13 protein-coding genes are annotated in these 20,244 nt (G+C 36.1%); 3 read left to right on the plus strand and 10 right to left on the minus strand.

The features are described 5' to 3' along the window. Positions 1-11 precede the first annotated feature (11 nt). From MHB74_RS15645 to MHB74_RS15670, 6 genes are all read right to left on the minus strand, one after another. Entirely contained in the window at positions 12-1,259 is a 1,248-nt protein-coding gene (locus MHB74_RS15645) for a DUF1015 domain-containing protein (protein WP_061677776.1), read from the minus strand. 15 nt (positions 1,260-1,274) lie between these two features. Then, a complete protein-coding gene (locus MHB74_RS15650) occupies positions 1,275-2,447 on the minus strand; it encodes a 3-phosphoglycerate dehydrogenase family protein (RefSeq protein WP_061677777.1) in 1,173 nt (390 codons plus the stop codon). A 12-nt stretch (positions 2,448-2,459) separates the two neighbouring features. Then, a complete protein-coding gene (gene serC, locus MHB74_RS15655; RefSeq protein WP_061677778.1) occupies positions 2,460-3,542 on the minus strand; it encodes a 3-phosphoserine/phosphohydroxythreonine transaminase in 1,083 nt (360 codons plus the stop codon). Positions 3,543-3,752: 210 nt separating this feature from the next. Next, positions 3,753-3,944: a DUF378 domain-containing protein gene (locus tag MHB74_RS15660; protein ID WP_000670802.1), complete on the minus strand. Its 192-nt coding sequence runs from the start codon at positions 3,942-3,944 to the stop codon at positions 3,753-3,755. Between the two features lie 89 nt (positions 3,945-4,033). Beyond that, a complete protein-coding gene (locus MHB74_RS15665; protein ID WP_061677779.1) occupies positions 4,034-5,101 on the minus strand; it encodes a glycoside hydrolase family 113 in 1,068 nt (355 codons plus the stop codon). Between the two features lie 506 nt (positions 5,102-5,607). Beyond that, positions 5,608-6,489 (minus strand): CPBP family intramembrane glutamic endopeptidase, encoded by an 882-nt coding sequence (locus tag MHB74_RS15670; RefSeq protein ID WP_061677780.1) that lies wholly within the window; start codon positions 6,487-6,489, stop codon positions 5,608-5,610. A gap of 342 nt (positions 6,490-6,831) precedes the next feature. Here MHB74_RS15670 and MHB74_RS15675 point away from each other — a divergent pair, with 342 nt between their 5' ends. The 3 genes from MHB74_RS15675 (at position 6,832) to MHB74_RS15685 (ending at position 10,840) form a co-directional block, all read left to right on the plus strand. After that, positions 6,832-8,157 carry an erythromycin esterase family protein gene (locus MHB74_RS15675; protein ID WP_061677781.1) on the plus strand — a complete coding sequence of 442 codons (1,326 nt, stop codon included), beginning with the start codon at positions 6,832-6,834 and terminating at the stop codon, positions 8,155-8,157. 202 nt (positions 8,158-8,359) lie between these two features. Next, on the plus strand, positions 8,360-8,938 hold the full coding sequence (locus tag MHB74_RS15680) for a sensor domain-containing protein (RefSeq protein WP_061677782.1): 579 nt from the start codon (positions 8,360-8,362) through the stop codon (positions 8,936-8,938). A gap of 114 nt (positions 8,939-9,052) precedes the next feature. Beyond that, positions 9,053-10,840 (plus strand): helix-turn-helix transcriptional regulator, encoded by a 1,788-nt coding sequence (locus MHB74_RS15685; protein WP_061677783.1) that lies wholly within the window; start codon positions 9,053-9,055, stop codon positions 10,838-10,840. Between the two features lie 259 nt (positions 10,841-11,099). On the opposite strand, the gene MHB74_RS15690 is transcribed toward MHB74_RS15685, so the two are convergent. The 4 genes from MHB74_RS15690 to MHB74_RS15705 form a co-directional block, all read right to left on the minus strand. Beyond that, positions 11,100-13,490 (minus strand): penicillin acylase family protein, encoded by a 2,391-nt coding sequence (locus MHB74_RS15690; RefSeq protein ID WP_061677784.1) that lies wholly within the window; start codon positions 13,488-13,490, stop codon positions 11,100-11,102. 100 nt (positions 13,491-13,590) lie between these two features. Continuing rightward, on the minus strand, positions 13,591-17,010 hold the full coding sequence (locus MHB74_RS15695; protein WP_061677785.1) for a DUF4132 domain-containing protein: 3,420 nt from the start codon (positions 17,008-17,010) through the stop codon (positions 13,591-13,593). A gap of 101 nt (positions 17,011-17,111) precedes the next feature. Further along, entirely contained in the window at positions 17,112-17,855 is a 744-nt protein-coding gene (locus MHB74_RS15700) for a DnaD domain-containing protein (RefSeq protein WP_061677786.1), read from the minus strand. Between the two features lie 306 nt (positions 17,856-18,161). Next, positions 18,162-19,937 carry an S-layer homology domain-containing protein gene (locus MHB74_RS15705; protein ID WP_061677787.1) on the minus strand — a complete coding sequence of 592 codons (1,776 nt, stop codon included), beginning with the start codon at positions 19,935-19,937 and terminating at the stop codon, positions 18,162-18,164. Positions 19,938-20,244: the final 307 nt, after the last annotated feature.

Below are 20,244 nucleotides of genomic sequence, written 5' to 3' on the forward strand. Positions count from 1 at the left end.
AAGAAGTCTATTTATTTTAATGAATGTACAAACAACCCGCTGCGCAGTTTCGGTTCAAACCACGTTGATTTTGGTGGCATAACTTCTCCAGCGTCTGCGATTGCTAATAAAGCTTCCATTGATGTCGGATATAATGAGAACGCTGCTTTATATTCACCGCTATTTACAAGACGTTCTAATTCTTCTAATCCGCGGATTCCTCCGACAAAATCAACGCGTGAATCAGATCGCGGATCATGTATTTCAAGTACTTGGCTTAATAAATGATCTTGCAGAATAGATACATCTAAACCTTTAACAAGATCATTCGCATCAAACGTTTCCTCTTTCACTGTAAGCTTATACCACTTCTCATTTACATACATACCAAATGTTTTTGGCTCATTTGGTTTATACGGAGAAAGTGATGCTACTTCTACATAAAAGTATTGCGTGATTTGTTTTAAAAATTGTTCTTCTGATAAGCCGTTTAAATCTTTTACAACTCGGTTATAGTCCCAAATGGATAATTCATCGTGAGGGAATAAAACTGATAAGAAGAAATTAAACTCTTCTTCTCCTGTGTAATTCGGGTATTGTTCTCTTCGCATGAGCCCTACTTTTGCTGCTGATGCTGAGCGGTGATGCCCGTCTGCAATGTACAGATTCGGAATATCTTCAAATAAATTTACTAAACTTGCGATTACTTCTCCATCAGCTATTTTCCACGCAACATGCCTAACACCGTCTTCTGCTGTAAATGTATAGATTGGTGCATGTTCTTCTTTCCATCTAGCAATGAAACGCTTTATCTCTTCTTTTGTACGATATGTTAAAAAGATAGGACCTGTATTCGCATCACACACATCTACGTGACGAATGCGATCTAGTTCTTTTTCATGACGCGTTCTCTCGTGTTTTTTAATTGTATCATCTTCATACTCATCAATAGATGTACAAACGACAAGGCCTGACTGCGTTCTTCCTTGCATCGTCAATTCATAAATGTATAGTGCTGGCTCTTCGTCTTGCATGAACACTTCTTCTCGTATAAACCGATTTAAATTTTCACCCGCTTTTTCATATACGCGATCATCGTACGGTGAAAGTGCCGGATCTAAATCAATTTCTGCTTTATCAACGTGTAAGAAAGAATACGGATTCCCTTTTACAACCTCTCTTGCTTCTTCACTATTTAATACGTCATACGGTAAAGCTGCAACTTCCGCTGCTTTTTCTTCTACTGGACGAATGGCCCGAAACGGTCGGATTTTTGCCAAGTTTTCCTCTCTCCTTTACACAATCATTCGAACGGCTACAACACCTGTAATTTTGCTTATATTTTCCACTATATTCTCTTTTATTATATCATCAATTCCGTTATCAATATCAATCATTGTGTACGCCCAAGAATGTTTACTACGATTAATCATATCGGCAATATTAATATGATGCTCTGCTAAACATCCTGTAATTTGTCCTACCATGTTCGGAACATTTTGATGCATAATCGTAATTCGTTTCTTTCCGATATACGGTAATTCTACGTTTGGATAGTTGACTGAATTACGAATATTTCCTGTCTCTAAATATTCACGTAATTGGCGCGCTGCCATGATCGCACAATTTTCTTCCGATTCAGACGTAGATGCACCAAGGTGCGGCGTCGCTGTTACATTTTTCATCTTTATTACATTTTCATTCGGGAAATCTGTTACGTAATGCGCAATAACCTCTTCTTCTAACGCTTTTTGAAGAACTTTTTCATCTACAAGTTCTCCTCTTGAGAAATTGAATAAACGCATACCTTGCTTCATCTTTTCTACAGCGTGTTCACCAATAATCCCCTTCGTTTGATTCGTAAGTGGAATATGCAGTGTAATATAATCACACGTTGCGAAAATTTCATCTAAACTAAATGCTCTTTGCACATGTGTAGAAAGACGCCATGCAGTTTCAACTGAAATGTAAGGATCATATCCGACAACGTCCATCCCTAAAGCTAGCGCATCGTTCGCAACTAGAGCACCGATTGCGCCAAGGCCGATAACACCTAGACGTTTCCCTGCAATTTCTGATCCCACGAATTGTTTTTTTCCAGATTCAACAAGCTGCGGTACTTCTTCACCTTCTAAATTTTTCGTCCAGCTTACTCCGTTAATAATGTTACGTGAAGACATAATAAGGCTGGCGATAATAAGTTCCTTTACTGCATTAGCATTCGCTCCTGGTGTATTAAATACTACAATCCCTTTTTCCGTACATCGCTCAACAGGAATATTATTTACACCTGCACCAGCTCTTGCAATCGCCTTTAAGTCTTTTGAAAAATCTTCTTGATGTAAAGAATAACTGCGAAGCAAAATACCATCTGGGTGGTCCATTCTATCCCCTACTTCATATCGATCTCCGCTAAGTACTTGCAAACCTTTTTCTGCAATTTGATTTAACGTTTGAACACGAAACATATCCCCATCTCCCTATCTATTCTCAAGCTCAAATTCCTTCATATAATTTACTAATTGCTGTACGCCGTGTACTGGCATCGCATTGTAAATACTAGCGCGCATACCACCGACTGAGCGATGTCCTTTTAACGTAACAAGGCCGCGTTCTTTCGCTTTTTGTAAAAACTCACTGTTCAGCTCTTCTGACGGTGTTGTAAACGGAATGTTCATAAGTGATCGATACGTAGGATCAACTGGTGAAGTAAACAATTTTGATTCATCTAAGAAATTGTAAAGAAGTGAAGATTTCATTCTATTCTGTTCTTCAATCGCAGATACCCCGCCTTGCTCTTTCAGCCACTCTAGTACAAGTTTCGTTACGTAAATACTAAAGGAAGGCGGTGTATTGTATAAGGAGTTATTTTTGCTGTAAGTTTCATAGTTTAACATCGTAGGACAAGAGCGATCTGCTCCCCCAATTAAATCTCTTTTTATAATCGCAATCGTTAAGCCCGCTGGCCCTAAATTCTTTTGCGCTCCCGCATATATAAGACCAAACTTCGTCACATCGTATTGTTCTGATAAAATATTTGAGGACATATCTGCAATTAGCGGTACTTTATCTAAATGTGGAATATCCACATATTTCGTTCCCTCAATTGTATTGTTCGTTGTAATATGTACATAATCTAGTTTTTCATCATTTCGTAAACCATCCAGTTTAGGAATTGTAGTAAATTTCGCTTGTTCAGAAGAAGCAATCACTTGTACTTCTCCTACTTTTTCAGCTTCTTGCATCGCCTTTTTAGACCATGAGCCAGTCAATACGTACCCTGCTTTTTTATACGTATTCATTAAGTTTAACGGTATCATAGAGAATTGTAATGACGCACCGCCTTGTAAAAACAGTACTTCATACTCATCAGGAATGCTCATTAATTCACGAAGCAAGTTACTCGCTTCATCTATAATACTTTGAAAATAAGAAGATCGATGACTCATTTCCATAATAGACATGCCTGTCCCGTTATAATTTACAAGCTCCTTTTGCACTTTCTCTAAAACTGGCAAAGGGAGTATTGATGGTCCAGCTGAAAAATTATATACTCTCTCCATCACCCTAATAACCTCCCTATTTCTCATTTTATTATTTTTTAAACTTTCTGAATTATAACCTAAAATATAATATATGGTCAATTTGTTTTCTATTATTACGGCGCAAGACGCAATGGAATCGCTTGCATGTGCAAACTACTTTTTATAAACATACAAAAAAGTGCTAAGTACATAATCGTACTTAACACTTTAATAATAAAAGAATGATAGCTAATTGTTCGTAAAGAACCGATCAAAAATTTGATAAATAGCAGAAAGACCAAAGAGCCAATAAATAGTGTCCACAAGCGCCGGCATTGAACCAAACCATTTCTCAACTACATTGTAATCTAACGCTACAAATAACCAATTCAAACCGCCAAGAATCACCAAAATTACTGTAAGGTAAGACAAAAATTTCATTATGATTGCCCCCTAGGTGATAAGATGGTGAAAGGCCTTTCACTAGAAATATATGTGGTAAAATTCAAAACTTACCTATTTAATAAAATTTATTTTCGGTACCAACCATTAATAACCGTTTCTGCTTCTTTACTATGTATTTGATACGCATGCGTACTATTATGAGAACCAATAAACCAAATAGAAAAACCTTTAAAATACGGTTTCGTTTCTAATACTTCTCGGTAAGCACGCCATCCATTTCGTTGTACATCTTTTGAAAACACATTTGAAACATCTGGATTCCACGGATTTTGTAATCCAAGTTCACGCGCCGGAACGTTAAATCCACCAAAATAAACGGGCTTTCCTGTTGCTTTATGTAATTGTTCCAACTGCTGCACAACATTTTGCCCACGATTATACACTGTCGTCGCAAATAAACTTTTCTTTACTTCTTCGTATGTTGGATTTCTTTTCCCTGAAACCTCAAACCAACTATCGATACTTACAATATCCACCTTTTTTAAATACGGACGATTGATTTTCTCTTTAAACTTCGCTTCATACGAAAGATCCCAACTTGCTGTTAACCACCAATTCATTTGATACAAAACATTTCCTTTATACTGCTTACGAACAAAATCAATCGTATCGCTCCAGTATCCCTCTGCATATTCCATATTCACGAAATTAGAGGCAATCTTGAGTCCATACACATTGTATTTACTTGTAATGGAATGAAAGATGTCTTGTAGAATAACTGTTTTCCAATTCCAGAAGAAATCATTAATATTACTCGGATTCCATTCCGTTTCCCCAACATTTCCTTGCTGAATATACGGGAACGGTTCCACTATAACTTGAATATTACGCTTTAATAATTCTTGAATTAAAATAATAGCCTTTTTCTTTTGCGCCTGGTTAATTACCATATTAGTAGAAGTAACATTCGGAATATCCACTTGAATCGGTACATTTACTGTATTTAAATTTAAGCGATTCACATCTGCTAACACTTTCGATACATTTCCAACTTCCCATACCGTTACGTTTCCTGACTTTATTTTTCCAGATTGAACAGTATTCATATCTGCCTGTACATTTCCTTGGAAACAAAAAGAAAACAACATCATACACACTCCTAAAAAACTTACTAAACTCTTATTTCTCTTCACAACTTCCCTCCTATTATTTTTGACATACTTGCTTATTCTATACAACGTTTCACATATATTCCATATAAAAAAGAGTGGAATTTTCATCCATAAAAATTCTATTCATCCTTTATTCACACCTTATTCATACTAACCTCCTAAAAATAGTAAGGTAAATAAAAAAGGAGCTTATTTCCGCTCCTTTTTTGTCCTTATACAATTGAAATTATCGCCTTCCTTCTAACGGTCTAACTAAATTATATTTTTCGTATAAATAAATTTTTATACTCATAAATGTATCAAAAAATTTTATCTATATTCGCTTTTTGTTTGTATTACTTTTACATTTACTTCATTCGTAGTTCTTTCATTTCTTTGGATATTCATAATTGCACCTCAATCGTATTCACATATAACATCTGCCTAATTATGAATGCATGAGTTAACTATATTTTTCTAATATTTTTAGGAGCATCTTATTTTGCCTCGTCATATTTCACTAATTGAATTTACAACACATCCATATGCTATTTCGTGGAATTTACTATTCGAGACGTAATTATTGCAGTGATTAAGATAATAATAGCGGTTATCAAGCCAGATTCTCCAACCCAAATCTCAGTTTGATATCCTGTACTTGCACGTGTGAAAGGTCCTTGAATAATGGCATTCCAAGTAGCATGGATGATAACCGAAGGCCAAATGCTACCTGTGATAAGTCGTAAATAAGCTATAATATAACCGAATGGTACAATACAAAGATAGATACCAAGTACTGAAAGAACGACAGATGGTCCCGCTACATATAGACCAGCAATAACTATTGGAACATGCCACGTTGCCCAAATCAATCCACTAATAAGGATGGGCCGTGAAAACTCTGCATCGACTAGCCTTGTGAGCATATAACCTCGCCAACCCATTTCTTCTCCCAAAACTGGGATTAAGTTAAGCAAACTTCCGAAAATGCCGCTCAATACTACTAGATAAATGAAGCTGAATGGTGCCTTTACATACTGAAGCCCAAGCATATTGTAGATCGGTTCTAACATCATACCACCTTCGGGATACTGAAACCCTGCAATTCCACTCAACCAGGCGATAGAATAAGTAATTCCACAAATAATCATAGGGATTAGCAGAGCAAAACCGATTCCCTTCCATATCTTTAAGTTACCGAGACTAAAAGATACATCTTTAAACCCTTCTTTCAGTATTATGCGAGTCAAAATAGAAGATAATGCTGGGGTAAACATATATACCACAATAAGCGCCCTACTTTCCGTAATTATTACTCCTACATTTAAAATAATAGAAGTAATGATTAAGATACTCAGAAAGAGTTGAAGTCCTATTTTAGCACGTTGGATTTTATCTTTATTATGGAACGATTTTGCGTGTAATATCATTGTAATCCGCCCTTCCCCTTTCATTTACTTCTTGTCATTTCTACAGACACAACTTAGAATAAAAATATTTTTGTATACAGATTCATTCATCTTTAAAATCCCTCCCAAATTTATAGTCTAGTCTTACTTACGACTCATCCATGTAATTATTATTTATAAGTTGTCATAGCCGATAGTACAAAAGTGTAATGATTAGCATATGACCTGTGTCAATTAACCTTATGACAATATGTAACTAGAAAATATGATATGGGATAGATAACAATTGAATTAAGGCAATTGATTTGTGCAAGTACATGAATCAATCTTGCTTTTACAAATAATTCAATTGAGGTGGAAAAAATGAATAAGAAAAGCATAATTGCAATGGTTAGTACAGCTTTATTAGTCACAGGATGTGTAGAAGTAGGAAAGGCTCAAACAGTAGCAGTCGAAAATTCAGGTCAATCAATCCAAAAAAATATAGTTAAATCCATACAATCACAGGCTTACCCATTAAAAACGATAGAGCCGTCAAAATCATTTGAGGATTTAAAACCACTTAAGAAAATGATTGGGAGCGCACAATATGTAGGATTAGGAGAGAATACTCATGGAAGCTCTGAAATTTTTACTATGAAGTTTCGCCTTGTGAAATATTTGGTTACTGAGATGGGTTTTACAAATTTCACAATGGAAGAAGATTGGGGAAACGGCTTAAAACTAAATGAATATATCCAAACAGGAAAAGGAAACCCTAGGGAATTTTTAAATTATTTATATCCTACTGATGAAATTATAGCCATGATTGAGTGGATGAAAGATTATAATGCTGATCCATCCAATAAAAAAAAGATCCAATTTATTGGGCTCGACTTAAAGGAGTTGGACCAAGGCTGCTTTAATAAAGTAATTGATTATGTAAGGCTGCATCGACCAGATTTGCTGGCAGAAGTAGAAGAAAATTATAAAGAATTGTCGGCTTTTAATGGAGGTTTACAGGAATATATGGACCTTGCTCCTGAAATAAAGGAAAAGTTCAAAGCAAACGCTGAGAGAGTAGCTCAATTACTAAAAGATGAGAACGGGCAAGCCAACACAGAAATAGCTTCACCCGAGTACATCTGGGCGAAAGCAACGGCAAGTGCAATAGAGAAATTTACAACAATGCTAATTCCTAACGACTATCCAAGTATGTTAAAGCTACATGAGCAATACTTGGCAGATCATGTAATGTGGGCACAAGAGACATTGGGTGGTAAAACGATGGTATGGGGACACAATATTCATATAGCTAAAGGAATTATCGATGAGAAATTATACCCTTATGTTGCGGGGCAGAATTTGAAGGAACGTTTAGACAATAATTATGTCACAATTGGCAGTACAACTACGGAGGGGCATTTTACCTTATACAGCGACACCCAAGATAAGATTAAAACGGATCCGATTCCACAAGATGTAAATAGTTTCAATTATACCCTTGGAAAAGTACCATATAAAATGTTTTTATTGGATAACCGTCACCTTAAAGGACCAGCAGAGAAATGGGTTAAAGCAAAAAGACCATTACTAAGTATAGGGGCACGACTTTTACCGAACGAATCGGCATACTTTGATACGTCATTGCTTGAGCAATTTGATATTATGTTTCATATTCGAAAAACAAGTCCATCTCATATTAAATAAAAGTACAAAACAATCCCGTTCTTGCATCTGCAAGAACGGGATTGTTTTATGTTGATTCATATAAGCATCTTTTTTAACCAGAAGTAGGTTACTCTCCCCTTTTTAGCATCATTTAAAAATGTCATATGACACTTTTACACTAGTGAGAATGACAAAAAAAGCAGTACAATTCGGTTATTACATAGATAGGAGCGAGAACTTTATGAAATCAAGATTCATCCAGAATGGTTATTTTTTATTGCTAACTTTCGTTACAGGATTGTTTTATTTTTGTTTTTATCTAATAGCTCTGCTATTCAGCTTCACCCTTTCATTTACGGTAATTGGGATTCCACTAGTTATACGCGTACTACAGACTACGACACCTTTTATCCAATTCGAGCGCATACAGACGAAAATTTATACAGATATTTCAACAGACTCTTATGATAGAAGTATAACAATAGATACATCGAACTGGGCTCAGGTAAAATTAGTGCTTACTGATCGTCGCAATTGGTCTGCTGTCTTTTGGCTAATGCAGAAATTAGTAATTGGTATGTTCAGTCTCATTAGCGCAATCATTTTTTATGTAATGCCACTTATGTTGCTGTTGGCACCACTACTGTATCAATACATCGAAATGAACATTATATTCATACAGATAGATACCTTTACTAAGTCACTCATTGTAATGTTTATGGGTATAGCATTTACCTCCATAAGTATTAAAATAGTAGATCGTTTGACAAAGAAAATCGGGGGCTATACACGTAGCATGATCCGGCAACTAAATCAATAGAAGTTTGCCTTCTGTGAGAGAATTGCAGTGTGAAATTAAAAAGTATAACAATGTATGAAGGATTAATTTATAATATAGGAAGTAAAAAGGTAGGCTACTTAGGGGGTAAATGACTTGTTAGATATGGTTAAGTATTGGTTTTGGTACGATTGGATTATGTTAGGAGTCCGTATACTTGTTAGTGTCTCTATCGCCATAACCACATTAGATTTTCAGGATAGTTTAACATTGCCAATTTGGATTATTATTCTTTGGGAAATTATTGCCTTCTCTATTCCATGGGTAGCCTTACTATTCAATTATAAATATTATTTGTTCACAGAAATACTGCTATATGGTGGACTGTGTATATATTTAACTTCTTTATTTCCAGGAGCTAACGTTACATTTCTTATATCGGTTTTTCTGATTGCTGCGAATAGTCAGCATTTGTCCTATTATTGGACAGCTCCAACAACAGTTTTTATAACAACTGGAATTTTCTATGCGGTTGCGCCAAGTAATAGCTATTGGATTATGGTTACCAACTATGGACTTGCTTATGTAATGGGCTTCGCTTTCCATTTATTAATCGTCAATCATAAGCAAAATGAAGCGATTCGTAAACAAAACGCGGTACTTGAGCAATATATGTCTCAGATTGAACGTATTACACTGGCAGAAGAACGGAACAGACTGTCAAGTGAGCTTCATGATACAGTTGGTCACGCTTATACTTCTATTATTATGGGGATGGAAACGTTGCGTACCGAACTTGCTACTGAGATGGGTATACAGAGGCTAGATTCTCTGCTTGAAATGGGACGTAAAAGTATTGAGGACGTGAGAGGTTACCTACATCAAATGGATTCTCCGTGTCAATCGCCTTCCTTAATTCAATCTCTACAAAATCTTGGAGCCGAATTTCAGGAGCACGCTCAGGTAAATGTAAGTTTTAGGACATTCGGAGAGGAATATCAACTATCTCGGCAAGCGAAGATTGCATTCATTCGTTGCTTACAGGAGTCTCTTACGAATGCAGTACGTCATGGTCAAGGGACTGAAATTATAGTTTCATTGCAGTTTGACGAACAATATACGAGGTTAGAAGTTCAAGATAATGGAAAAGGAAATGTAGAATGGCAAGAAGGCTTCGGTATGAATGCGATGAAAGAACGGGCAATGAATTTGCAAGGTCATTTATCTGTATATACAAAACCAGAGGAAGGAATGCTTGTTACATGCACCATACCGCGACAAACTGAAATAAAAGATGGACTTATTCGTTTGTTAATTGTAGACGATCAGCCATTTGTTCGGGAAAGTTTGAGGACACTACTCGATAGATATGAAGATTTAAATGTAGTCGGCTTGGCTGAGGATGGCAATCAAGCCATCGATTTGTGTGGGCGCCTTCAACCCCATGTTATACTTATGGATTTAGATATGCAGCACATGGATGGAATCGAAGCAACCAAAAAGATTAAGCAACAATGGCCACATATCCGCGTATTGATTTTTACAACGTTTCAAGATACCAAACAGGCATTGGAATCACTTCGCAACGGTGCGGATGGTTTTTTACTTAAATCTATTGAAACGTTGGAGCTAGCTAATACGATCCGACTTATTCACAAAGGTGGGACACTAATTGATCAGGAAATGTCTCACAAAATATTTGAGAAGTTTGATGAGCAAAAAGAGACACCACAATCAAAAGCAACCGCTTATGAACTAACAGCTAGGGAGATAGAAATATTGCAGCTAGTAGCAAAAGGACTTCGTTACACTACCATAGCATCAAGATTATATTTATCGAGTGGCACAGTCAGAAATTATGCTTCCACAGCTTATACAAAGTTAGGAGTCCGTAACAAAGAAGAAGCTGTTCAAAAGGCTCTAGAAATTGGAATTATTAAATAACAACATGTTTTGCGGTATATAAAAATGAGTAACAAAGAAACAGAACGCTTTGTGTGGTTTCTTTTGTAACAGAGTAAATAAGGCCCGTTATCGTATAAGTAAATGTTAAAACATTTACTGTTTTGTCATAATAAAATCATTGAATCTTATCCTCTAAAATACAAAAGCCTACTATCAATTTAACTGATAGTAGGCTTTTAAAATTACTTAAGAACTTGGTTATGTTCTAATTTAACAATTTCCATCAGTGGAGATATTATCACTTCGGCTCTAAAGTTAACACTTTCCCCTCTATCCCATCCGTATTCAACGTAGTCGTATGATACGTTCCATTTACCCAATCATCGATTTGATCATGGTACCAATCACTTCTAAAATGTCCCGATTGTCCTGGCCCTACGATATGATAACCATTTGACATATCTTTCGTATCAATCACAAATCGCCAAGAAGCTCCGTGATTGACAATACCGTTTTCTCCGTAACTCGCTGCTTGAACGGTAACTTGGCTACCGCCAATTGGAACTGGTGCTTCACGATTAAATGCAAGTAATGCTAACATACTAGATGATTTTGAAATTGGATGTGTAAAAGCTAGTTGATGGTAATCGCCCCACTTCCACTCCGCAACATTCGGTCCATATTCCTTCTGCAATTTCTTCATTACATTTTCGTACGATGTATGCACAACTTTCGTGAATCCGCCGTACTTCGTAAACCAAGCGCCGTTTTCTCCTGCTACTTCTTTTCGAATCAATTCATCAACAACTTGTGACTTCCCTTCAAATAACTCCATTACATCTTTCGGTATTTCTTTTGAAAATAACGTATTCGAAATCTCTTTCATTAATAAATGAAAGAGTAATGGTGCCGCTTCATCTTTACTATCATAAAAATTCCACTTTGTTAATTGTTTTACGCCTTCTTTCTCTACTTCATTTAAAGATACTTTATTTAACTCTTTTAACAATATAGGAGTAAACTCTTTCCCATATAAATTTTTTTGATCCATCTGTAACTCTTCTAAATCTTTCACCGTATATTTTTCCTTCTCTTGTAAAAACTCTTGAATACGCATTTGTCTATATGGCTGCGCCCACGTATTACTAATATGGTACGGGTAATTATCATCCACAATTTTATTATTCGCAGTTGAAATAAACCCTTGTTTTGGATTGATTACTTTTGGCAGTTGATCATATGGGATATACCCTTCCCACTCATATTCATCTGTCCACCCTGGTACTGGTAAACTCCCATCTCCTTTTTTACGCACTGGTATATTTCCGTTCGCTTTATAAGCAATTGTGCCATCATTTGATGCAAATACAAAGTTTTGAGTTGGTGTATGAAAGTCTTGAAGCGCCGTTTCAAACTCATTCCAATCTTTCGCTTTATTCATATTTAAAACAGCCTTTAATTCAGCGGAAGGCTCCAAAGCAGTCCATTTCAAAGCGAATACTGTTTTCGTTTTCTCTTTCCCTTTATCCGCAAACTCTGAAATGATTGGACCGTGCCTCGTAACAGTAACATTATAAGGAATTGTTTTCCCGCCTTTTACTTTAATCGATTCATCAACAACTGTAGCTTTTTCCCACTTATCGTTATACAAAAATTCATTATCATTATTAGGATTTCGCTTCTCAATATATAAATCTTGCACATCAGGACCTGTATTCGTAACGCCCCATGCTATTTTGTCATTGTGTCCTAATATAACACCCGGTACTCCAGCGAAAATAACGCCACTCACATGTAAATCTTTCATTTCAAGTTGTGATTGATACCAAATAGAAGGCGTCGCAAGAGATAAATGAGGATCATCCGCTAAAATTGGCTTACCAGACGCACTCTTCTCACCGCTTATGACCCAGTTATTACTACCGTTAAACTCTGGCGGAATGATCGTTTTTGCAAAACTTTGTGCTACGTCCACATTTGTATTTTTCAGTTCAGCTAGCAATCTAGGCGCATCTTTCGGATATGTAGGAAATAGCTCATTTGCTTGCTCTTTCGGTAAATTTTTCAGCGCCCAATATCGAAACGCCTGTCCGTGCCAATGTCCGCCTAAATCAAACGCCATATACTTTCCAATCGTTAACGTATCAACAATAGACCATTCAGCAGGTTCATAACCTAATATAGTAAACTCAACCGGCAATCTCTTTTCCTCTTTTGCTTCGCGTATAAAAGCGTTCACCCCATCAGCAAATGACTGCAGAGCATATTTCGCTTCTCCGTCATATTGACTAACAGACGCTTCGGCTGCTCGCCGTAAACCGAGCGTTCGAAACAATTTATCTCTATCAAGAGCTGCTTCCCCTATCACTTCACTTAACATCCCAGAAGCTTGCCTTCTACTTAAATCCATTTGAAACAAACGATCTTGCGCTTGTACATACCCTTGCGAAAAATATAAATCATGTGCATTTTCCGCTTTAATATGCGGTACCCCTTTACTATCTCGCTTTACAGTAACAGCATGTTGTATGTCCTCTAGCTTTATCGTTCCATCTATCTTTGGCACAGAACTAAGTGTATATATGTTCAAAAAAATCACTGTACAAATAACGAACAAAAGAACGATACTACTAGACCAAATGAAAATTCTCTTCCCTCTAGTTCGTTTCTTCTTTATGACGACTTCCATATAACCCCTCCTTTCTCAAACTATTCGCTCCTATTTAAGGAAGAACCTTTTAGAAAAATTGAAAAACCCCCTTCATTTTCTACAAATGAAGGGGGTTTTCTTAACGTTTGTTACGCCAGCTTTCATTATGACCAAGATTTGAATCGGTCGCTAATTGCACATCATATAATATTTCACTAAAGAAGCGCTTATCTATTTGTTTTGGTACAATGCGTCTTTCATCATCAATTTCATCGTATTCATATGAACCTCGTTTTACTGTACCTGACCTATAAAATTCAATGTCATACACACATATATCCTCTTCATCTTCATAGCCAATCGGTGCTCCGCTAAATGACAGTTGCGCTCCTAACCCAGTGCGAGTATCTTCTTTATAAAACGTATAATACACACCGCCATCTTGAACCGAACCGCGAATCCACCCAAGTTTCGTCATCTTACCGAATAACGAGCGACCATTTAATAAAATACCGCCAAACCTCTCAACAGTAACCTTATCGTTTTCCTCTCCTACAAACACTGGACGTTCAATTTGTAGGAATGGCTGAACAATTTTCGAGTTTCCCAGTTGCTCTTTCCACATTTCCTTTTCCGCTCCAGATAATTCTAGCGGATGAATTAAACCGATTACAGTCCCAGATGAAACTTCATGTTTCTCTCCTATTATTGAATAAAAGGTACCATCCTCTGCATAACGGAACATTTTCAGTAACTCGCCTTCCGCATACTCACCCCAAATAAGTGAAGTGGCAAATTGCTTCATAATTGGATTTTCCAAAAATATCGAATTCCACGTATCATATGACCAATAGCGTTTTAATGACAGAGCAGCTTCCAAACGTTGTTTCTGCATGGAAAGAGCATTTCGAAGCTCTTTCTTTAAAGCGGCTAACTCTTTCTTAGCTAATTCAGCTTTTTCTATATCATCTTTTGTATTCGGCTTTGGAAGTGACTTCATACGTTTTCCTTCTTCTGTCTCCAATTCTATTTTTGACTCAGAAGTTAAAATAGCAGTAAAACATCTATTCCCAAAATCAATCTTCTTCTCGCCACATATATTAAAACCAAGATCTGGTACCAGTTGATCTTCCAACTCTTCTTCCGTTATACCACGTGCTTTCGCAGCAAGACTTAGTGCTTCTTTTGCCGCATTACGCACTTGTTTATGTTTATATTTAAATGCCATTGCATGAATAAACATAAGTGCAAGCTTAGATGAGGACAAACCTAGAGCACGAACAGCATCAGCTGCAATTTTCCCTCTCATATCGAGCACCCATTCATCGATTTGCTTTTTAAGTATACCGACCATTTTGTCATCACTATATATTCCATATAAAGAGAGAATACCGCGTTTCTTCACATCTGCATCTTGAGAAATCCACATTTGATATATTGCTTGTACATATTCTTTTAAGTCTTGTTCGTTTAAACTACTACCAATTACTTCAGCCGCCTCTTTCTTTTCGATGACAGAATCTGAAATGTACTGTTGTATATAAGCTAATGGAATTGTAGCATCCGCAATTTCATTTGAATGACGAAGACGGATTTGTGGTTCATCCCCAATCAATTGCAGAAGTGAGTTTCTTTTTTGTTCCGTTACTATATGACCACAAATTTCTTCTATATTTTCTGAGTTCCTCCCCACTTCCAGTAACGGTGCAAATTTCTCAACAAAAGAGGCATTTTTCTTTTCTTTCAATGCTTCTTGTACAAGCTGCATATATGTTTCAATCTTATACTCTAGCAATATTTTCATCACATTTTCACGAACAATTTTCTTTTTATTATGAAGTTCAGCTGCTACATATTCTGCCGCTTCTATGTCTTTTGAAAGTAGTTCAACTATAGACTTACGTAATTTTTTAGATGAATCACCTAAGTTTTTAATTAAAACCGGACGTATTTCAGCCTTGTTATCTCTTGCTAATTCATTCAGAACATACGCTTTTGCCTCAGCAGAATACGTATCAAATCGTTCCATTATGTATGCCTGTTCTTTTACAATGATCGTAACGAGCGCTTCCTTCGCTTTATTTCTCTCTTCTACATAATGTGAGACTTGCTCAACTGAATAATCAATCAGCTTTTCTTTACTTAGCCCGTAAGAAAGTAGATCTTCTATTATTTTTTCTGGTTCTATCCCTCTAGCTGAACACTCATACAGAAGTTCATATAAATAAACACTATAAACATCTCCAAATTGCAAGGTGAGTGCCGCTTCTCTTTTTACCACATCATCTATATCCCAAAGAAGTACAACTTCTAAAACTGGCATATCCCAATACATATTTCTATATTTCGGATTTTTAAGTATTTGCTTCATTTCATCAAATGACAATTTCCCTAGTAAATAATCACGATACGTATCCCGCACCGTAGACAACTTAAGTTGCAAAGCAGCGACAAAAAATTCTTCTCGCATTCTCCCTCTATTTAACCCATGTCCTTTTTCAGCTAACATTCGTGCGATAATAAGATAATTAATTTTACTTACATATTGCAAAGTACGTTGAACAAATTCAGGATTGTCTTCCGACACAGAGCATAACATTTCATATTCATACGTCTTACAAAATTCTTCACTATTTAAATTATGTTGCCTCAGGCGGTGTGCAAAGAATCTTTCCTCAGAAATCCAAAACTGTTTACAAAAACTTTGAATTTCATCATACGTTTTCTTATTTACACTACCAGTTCTTTTATAGTTTTCAGGCTGATCAAGAGCTTGACACACGTAACGCGTAGCATGATTCATAAAACCCCAAACGTTTTTCTTCGCAAATATTTCAACATACCGCCTCGCAATATTTGATGCCTGATGAATATTAAATAATAGTCGCCAAATATATTCTGGTAAATTTGCACCTAAAAATAATTCCCTATCGCTTTCACCTTTTATATATCTTTCAACTGCTTCAATCTTTTCCTTTTCTCCATGCAAATTTAATATAAATTCAGCATGTTCTTCTAATCTCTCGTCCAATAAAGAGCTATATGTATGGAACCTCTCATAATCTACTTCAAACATTACGAGAAGTAGTGATAGTTGCTGTTGGTTTGATAATTTTAATAGCAGCTCTTCTATATAATTTGGATTCTCACCTATTAATTCTCGAAGAAAAATATACGCTTCTTCCACATAACTTGAAATATTAGTTAAATATTTACATGCACTTCCTACAAGTTTATCTAAAGAAAGCTCGCTTTTTTCTAAATAAATTTTCATATTAGCAAAATCCACATATTTAAACCTTATTATAAGAACATTTAACAATTGCTCCCCTAACAAATAATAAAATAACCGAAAGAAAGCCGGATCTTGTTTATATACTTTCCTAAAATCATTTATAAACTTCTTTGCAAAATCGCTTCTATTCTGATCTCTAATTGTCGTTAGTTGTATATAATTTAAAATCTCATCATCTCTCGTTTTTAAATAACGTAATGATAATTGTTCCTGCTCTTCTGTCATATGAATATATTGAAACAACTGAACTGTATTTGTAGTCAAACTTTGTTCCCCCGCATCTATAAAAATACCCTTATTTACTTGTTAGTATATCATAAAACTCACGAAAAACGAACATACATTCTATATTAAGTTAATGTAAATTAAAACACACTACTCAAAACACTTCTCCTTCTCTCTAAACTTCCCATTACACTCTTCTCTCCACCATATTTGCTACACCAATTCCTCAAAATCCCCTTCACATAAGCAAGTGTTCGCTTATTCTGTTCAAACGCAATCTTCAGAGCCTCTAATACTCTCTCTCCTGAAACTTTTTGTATCCACTCTTTCAATTCCTTCACGATATAGGGAGATAGACTACTTATATGTCGTTCGTAAAACTTATAAACCTCACTATGCGAAGTATCCTCTTCTATAACTTCCTCCTCAGCAACTACTTCTAAACTACTATTATCCTCTTCTGCCGGCATACCAAAATACTCTAATAACAATGGAATCTTCCATTCTTCTTCTAGACATGTACGTAAAAACATATGTACGAACTCTTTATTTTTCACAGTCTTTAATTCACGTAACACACACTTTTCTACATTCGTATTTACAATAGGGTTATAGTGTAGCCAATTTAGTATGTATACCTCTTTCGTTTCCGCATCATATAAAATCTTCCCGTATTCCACAAATCTACTTAACAACTTCTCAACAGTTTCCATACTGTAGCCTGTTTCCAGTTCAGCAACACGCTTCGGTAATACGTAAATTCCACATTGCTTCGTTTTTGTACCAGTTAACAAATATATATAAAAATAACGCTCCTCTGGCGTTAAATCTAATATGAATTCATCTTGCCAAAAGTTCACTTGCACATTACGGTACACCGCCATATGTTTACCTCCTCCTTTTATTCATCAAAAGGCAGATTTCAATCCTTCCATATACATATAGGACGGAGGGCTTGGTTTTTGCGTTTGAATTCCAAATTTTTTTAACTACTACAACGACGGTTTTATTTTTTCGTGCTTTTTTGTTCTTGTAGTTGTTTTTGTTTTTGTTTTTGTTTTTGTTTTGTTTTTTCTTAGTGATTTATTACTTGGTAGGTGCTTATAAGGGGCTTGGAAGGGGCTTCATAGGGGCTAAAAAAAAGGAGCTGTTCCAAATTTTCATTTTGGATAGCTCCTTTACCATTCTTTCTATTTTTGACTTACATCTAACATCTTCACTAAAAAGGCAGCTGCCTCACCACGAGTTGTTGTACCTTTAGGATTAAACTTGTTATCTCCAACACCAGTAACTACCTGTAAGCTGTATAATCGCTGAACAGGCTGTTTGTATGCGATCGAATGTTGATCACTAAATGGTAATGCGACTACATTACCTGTAACACCTTTATACTGTAATGCCTTGTCAATCATAACTGATGCTTCTTCACGAGTGATTGGTGCATTCGGGTCAAAAATGCCTCCACCACGACCGCTAATAATTCCTGCACTTGCACTACGCTTTATACCATTATGAAGTGACGGATGCGCTTTGTTAATATCTACAAATGTTTTATTTCCTTCTGGTAATTGAAGAGCATTTGAGATTAATGTCGCAAACTCAGCTCTCGTTACATTACGATAAGGCGCAAATACACCATTTCCTTCCCCGCTCATAATACCTAGACTGTATAGTTTACGAATATGTCCTTCAAACCATCCACCTGTAATATCATCTTTTGGTTTTTGTACTTCTTCTTTTGGTACATTATAGTTTATCTTAATCCAACTTGGATTATAGAAGATCCACTCATTATTACCTACTTTATACCAGCCGTTTTTAACTGCTAACACTTTGTAACGGTCACCTTTTGAAGCCTTACGAACGGTTTGATGTTCAAGTCCTGCACCGCTACGTACATTTATACCGTCACCATTAACGACTAGCTCCATACTAGGCTCCGCTGGATTAAATTCATTTGAATCAAATCGCTCGTTTCTTTCTTGTAAAGGCGCGTCAATTTGTGCATTAATATTTGCATACCATTGAATACCTTGTACGAACCCATTCCAATTTCCACGAGAAATTAAAATATCAGGACAGTTTTTTCCGCTCCATTGTTGATGCCTATAAATGTGGTCCGCACTAATTCCCTCTTTGTTCATTAAATATCCCGCAAGTCGCTTCGCATTCTCTAACGCTTTATTATAATCTCCATCTTGGTTAACTGAAATTTCAATACCGATAGACTCTCTGTTTCCTGATCCATCACCATCTCCTGCATGCCAACCATTTTCATTTGTTGGTAAGTGCTGATAGATTTGTTTATCGTCTACTGTAAAATGCCATGAAGCTGTTCGGAACGTACCTTCCGTTGCTTGTTTATACAAATACTTCGCATGATTTTCAGCATTCGCACCACGAGCTGTATTTGCAGTCTCATGAATTGTAATATAACGTGCTTTCATCGGATTAGCCGGGCGAATATCAGGATTTCCGGCTGGAACAATCCACTCTACAAACGGGACACCTGCAAGTGTTCCATATTTCTTCGTAGTCATCGATGCACTATATTGAATAGCTCTTGGCTTTTCAACTGGCTTCATTTCGCGAGTGGAACCATCATTTCGACCATCTACATGTTCAAAAGCCTTTTCAATATTTGAAATCGCTTCATCTTCCGCTACTTGACCTATTTTCGCTTCTTTCATTTTATGTAACTCTTCTGTTTCATCATGCTTATGTTTATATTCTTCTAAAAGAATTTTCTCATTCTCTGATACTTCCGCTTCGTTAATTTGCATGTGATCTGGAGTTTCTAGATTAAAATTCGAATAACTTAATCCGCTCGTTCCAACTTCCCCTTGTGCAATACGAAGTTGATCCGTTTGAAGATTTTTATTCTCTTCTGCTGATATTGCTAAAGGGGCGCTCCCTAACATTACTAAACTTGTTGATAGTGTGATTACTCTTTTTTTAATATTCATTGCTGTATGAAATACCTACACAGTTCGTATAAGTATCCTAACCTCCCTTTATTTTCTCATTAGCGAAAGACTATAAATCTACTATGTATGTATAAAACTATGTTTATTCCCCCCTTTTATAAATACTTGCATTTTGTCCCCAGCAGGTGAATGATAGTTTCTATAAAATTCCTTAACAGACATTATTTTATAACCAATTGCAATTGCCGTCAAAAGCACTTATCCTCATACACACTACTACTTCTCAAAAATAGATTAGGATACCGTTTACTGATTTTCTTCAACAAGAAGGATCTTTATAATTTTT

This window comes from Bacillus sp. FSL K6-0069 (assembly GCF_038007785.1).
GTDB classification, from domain to species: Bacteria; Bacillota; Bacilli; order Bacillales; family Bacillaceae_G; genus Bacillus_A; species Bacillus_A mobilis.

What these genes read in the sequence shown, in the direction of transcription:
- MHB74_RS15650 (WP_061677777.1), bottom strand. Translation starts at nt 2,447, where the DNA reads ATGTTTCGTGTTCAAACGTTAAATCAAATTGCAGAAAAAGGTTTGCAA.
- serC (WP_061677778.1), bottom strand. Translation starts at nt 3,542, where the DNA reads ATGGAGAGAGTATATAATTTTTCAGCTGGACCATCAATACTCCCTTTG.
- MHB74_RS15700 (WP_061677786.1), bottom strand. Translation starts at nt 17,855, where the DNA reads ATGGCGGTGTACCGTAATGTGCAAGTGAACTTTTGGCAAGATGAATTC.
- MHB74_RS15670 (WP_061677780.1), bottom strand. Translation starts at nt 6,489, where the DNA reads ATGATATTACACGCAAAATCGTTCCATAATAAAGATAAAATCCAACGT.
- MHB74_RS15705 (WP_061677787.1), bottom strand. Translation starts at nt 19,937, where the DNA reads ATGAATATTAAAAAAAGAGTAATCACACTATCAACAAGTTTAGTAATG.
- MHB74_RS15680 (WP_061677782.1), top strand. Translation starts at nt 8,360, where the DNA reads ATGAAATCAAGATTCATCCAGAATGGTTATTTTTTATTGCTAACTTTC.
- MHB74_RS15675 (WP_061677781.1), top strand. Translation starts at nt 6,832, where the DNA reads ATGAATAAGAAAAGCATAATTGCAATGGTTAGTACAGCTTTATTAGTC.
- MHB74_RS15660 (WP_000670802.1), bottom strand. Translation starts at nt 3,944, where the DNA reads ATGAAATTTTTGTCTTACCTTACAGTAATTTTGGTGATTCTTGGCGGT.
- MHB74_RS15690 (WP_061677784.1), bottom strand. Translation starts at nt 13,490, where the DNA reads ATGGAAGTCGTCATAAAGAAGAAACGAACTAGAGGGAAGAGAATTTTC.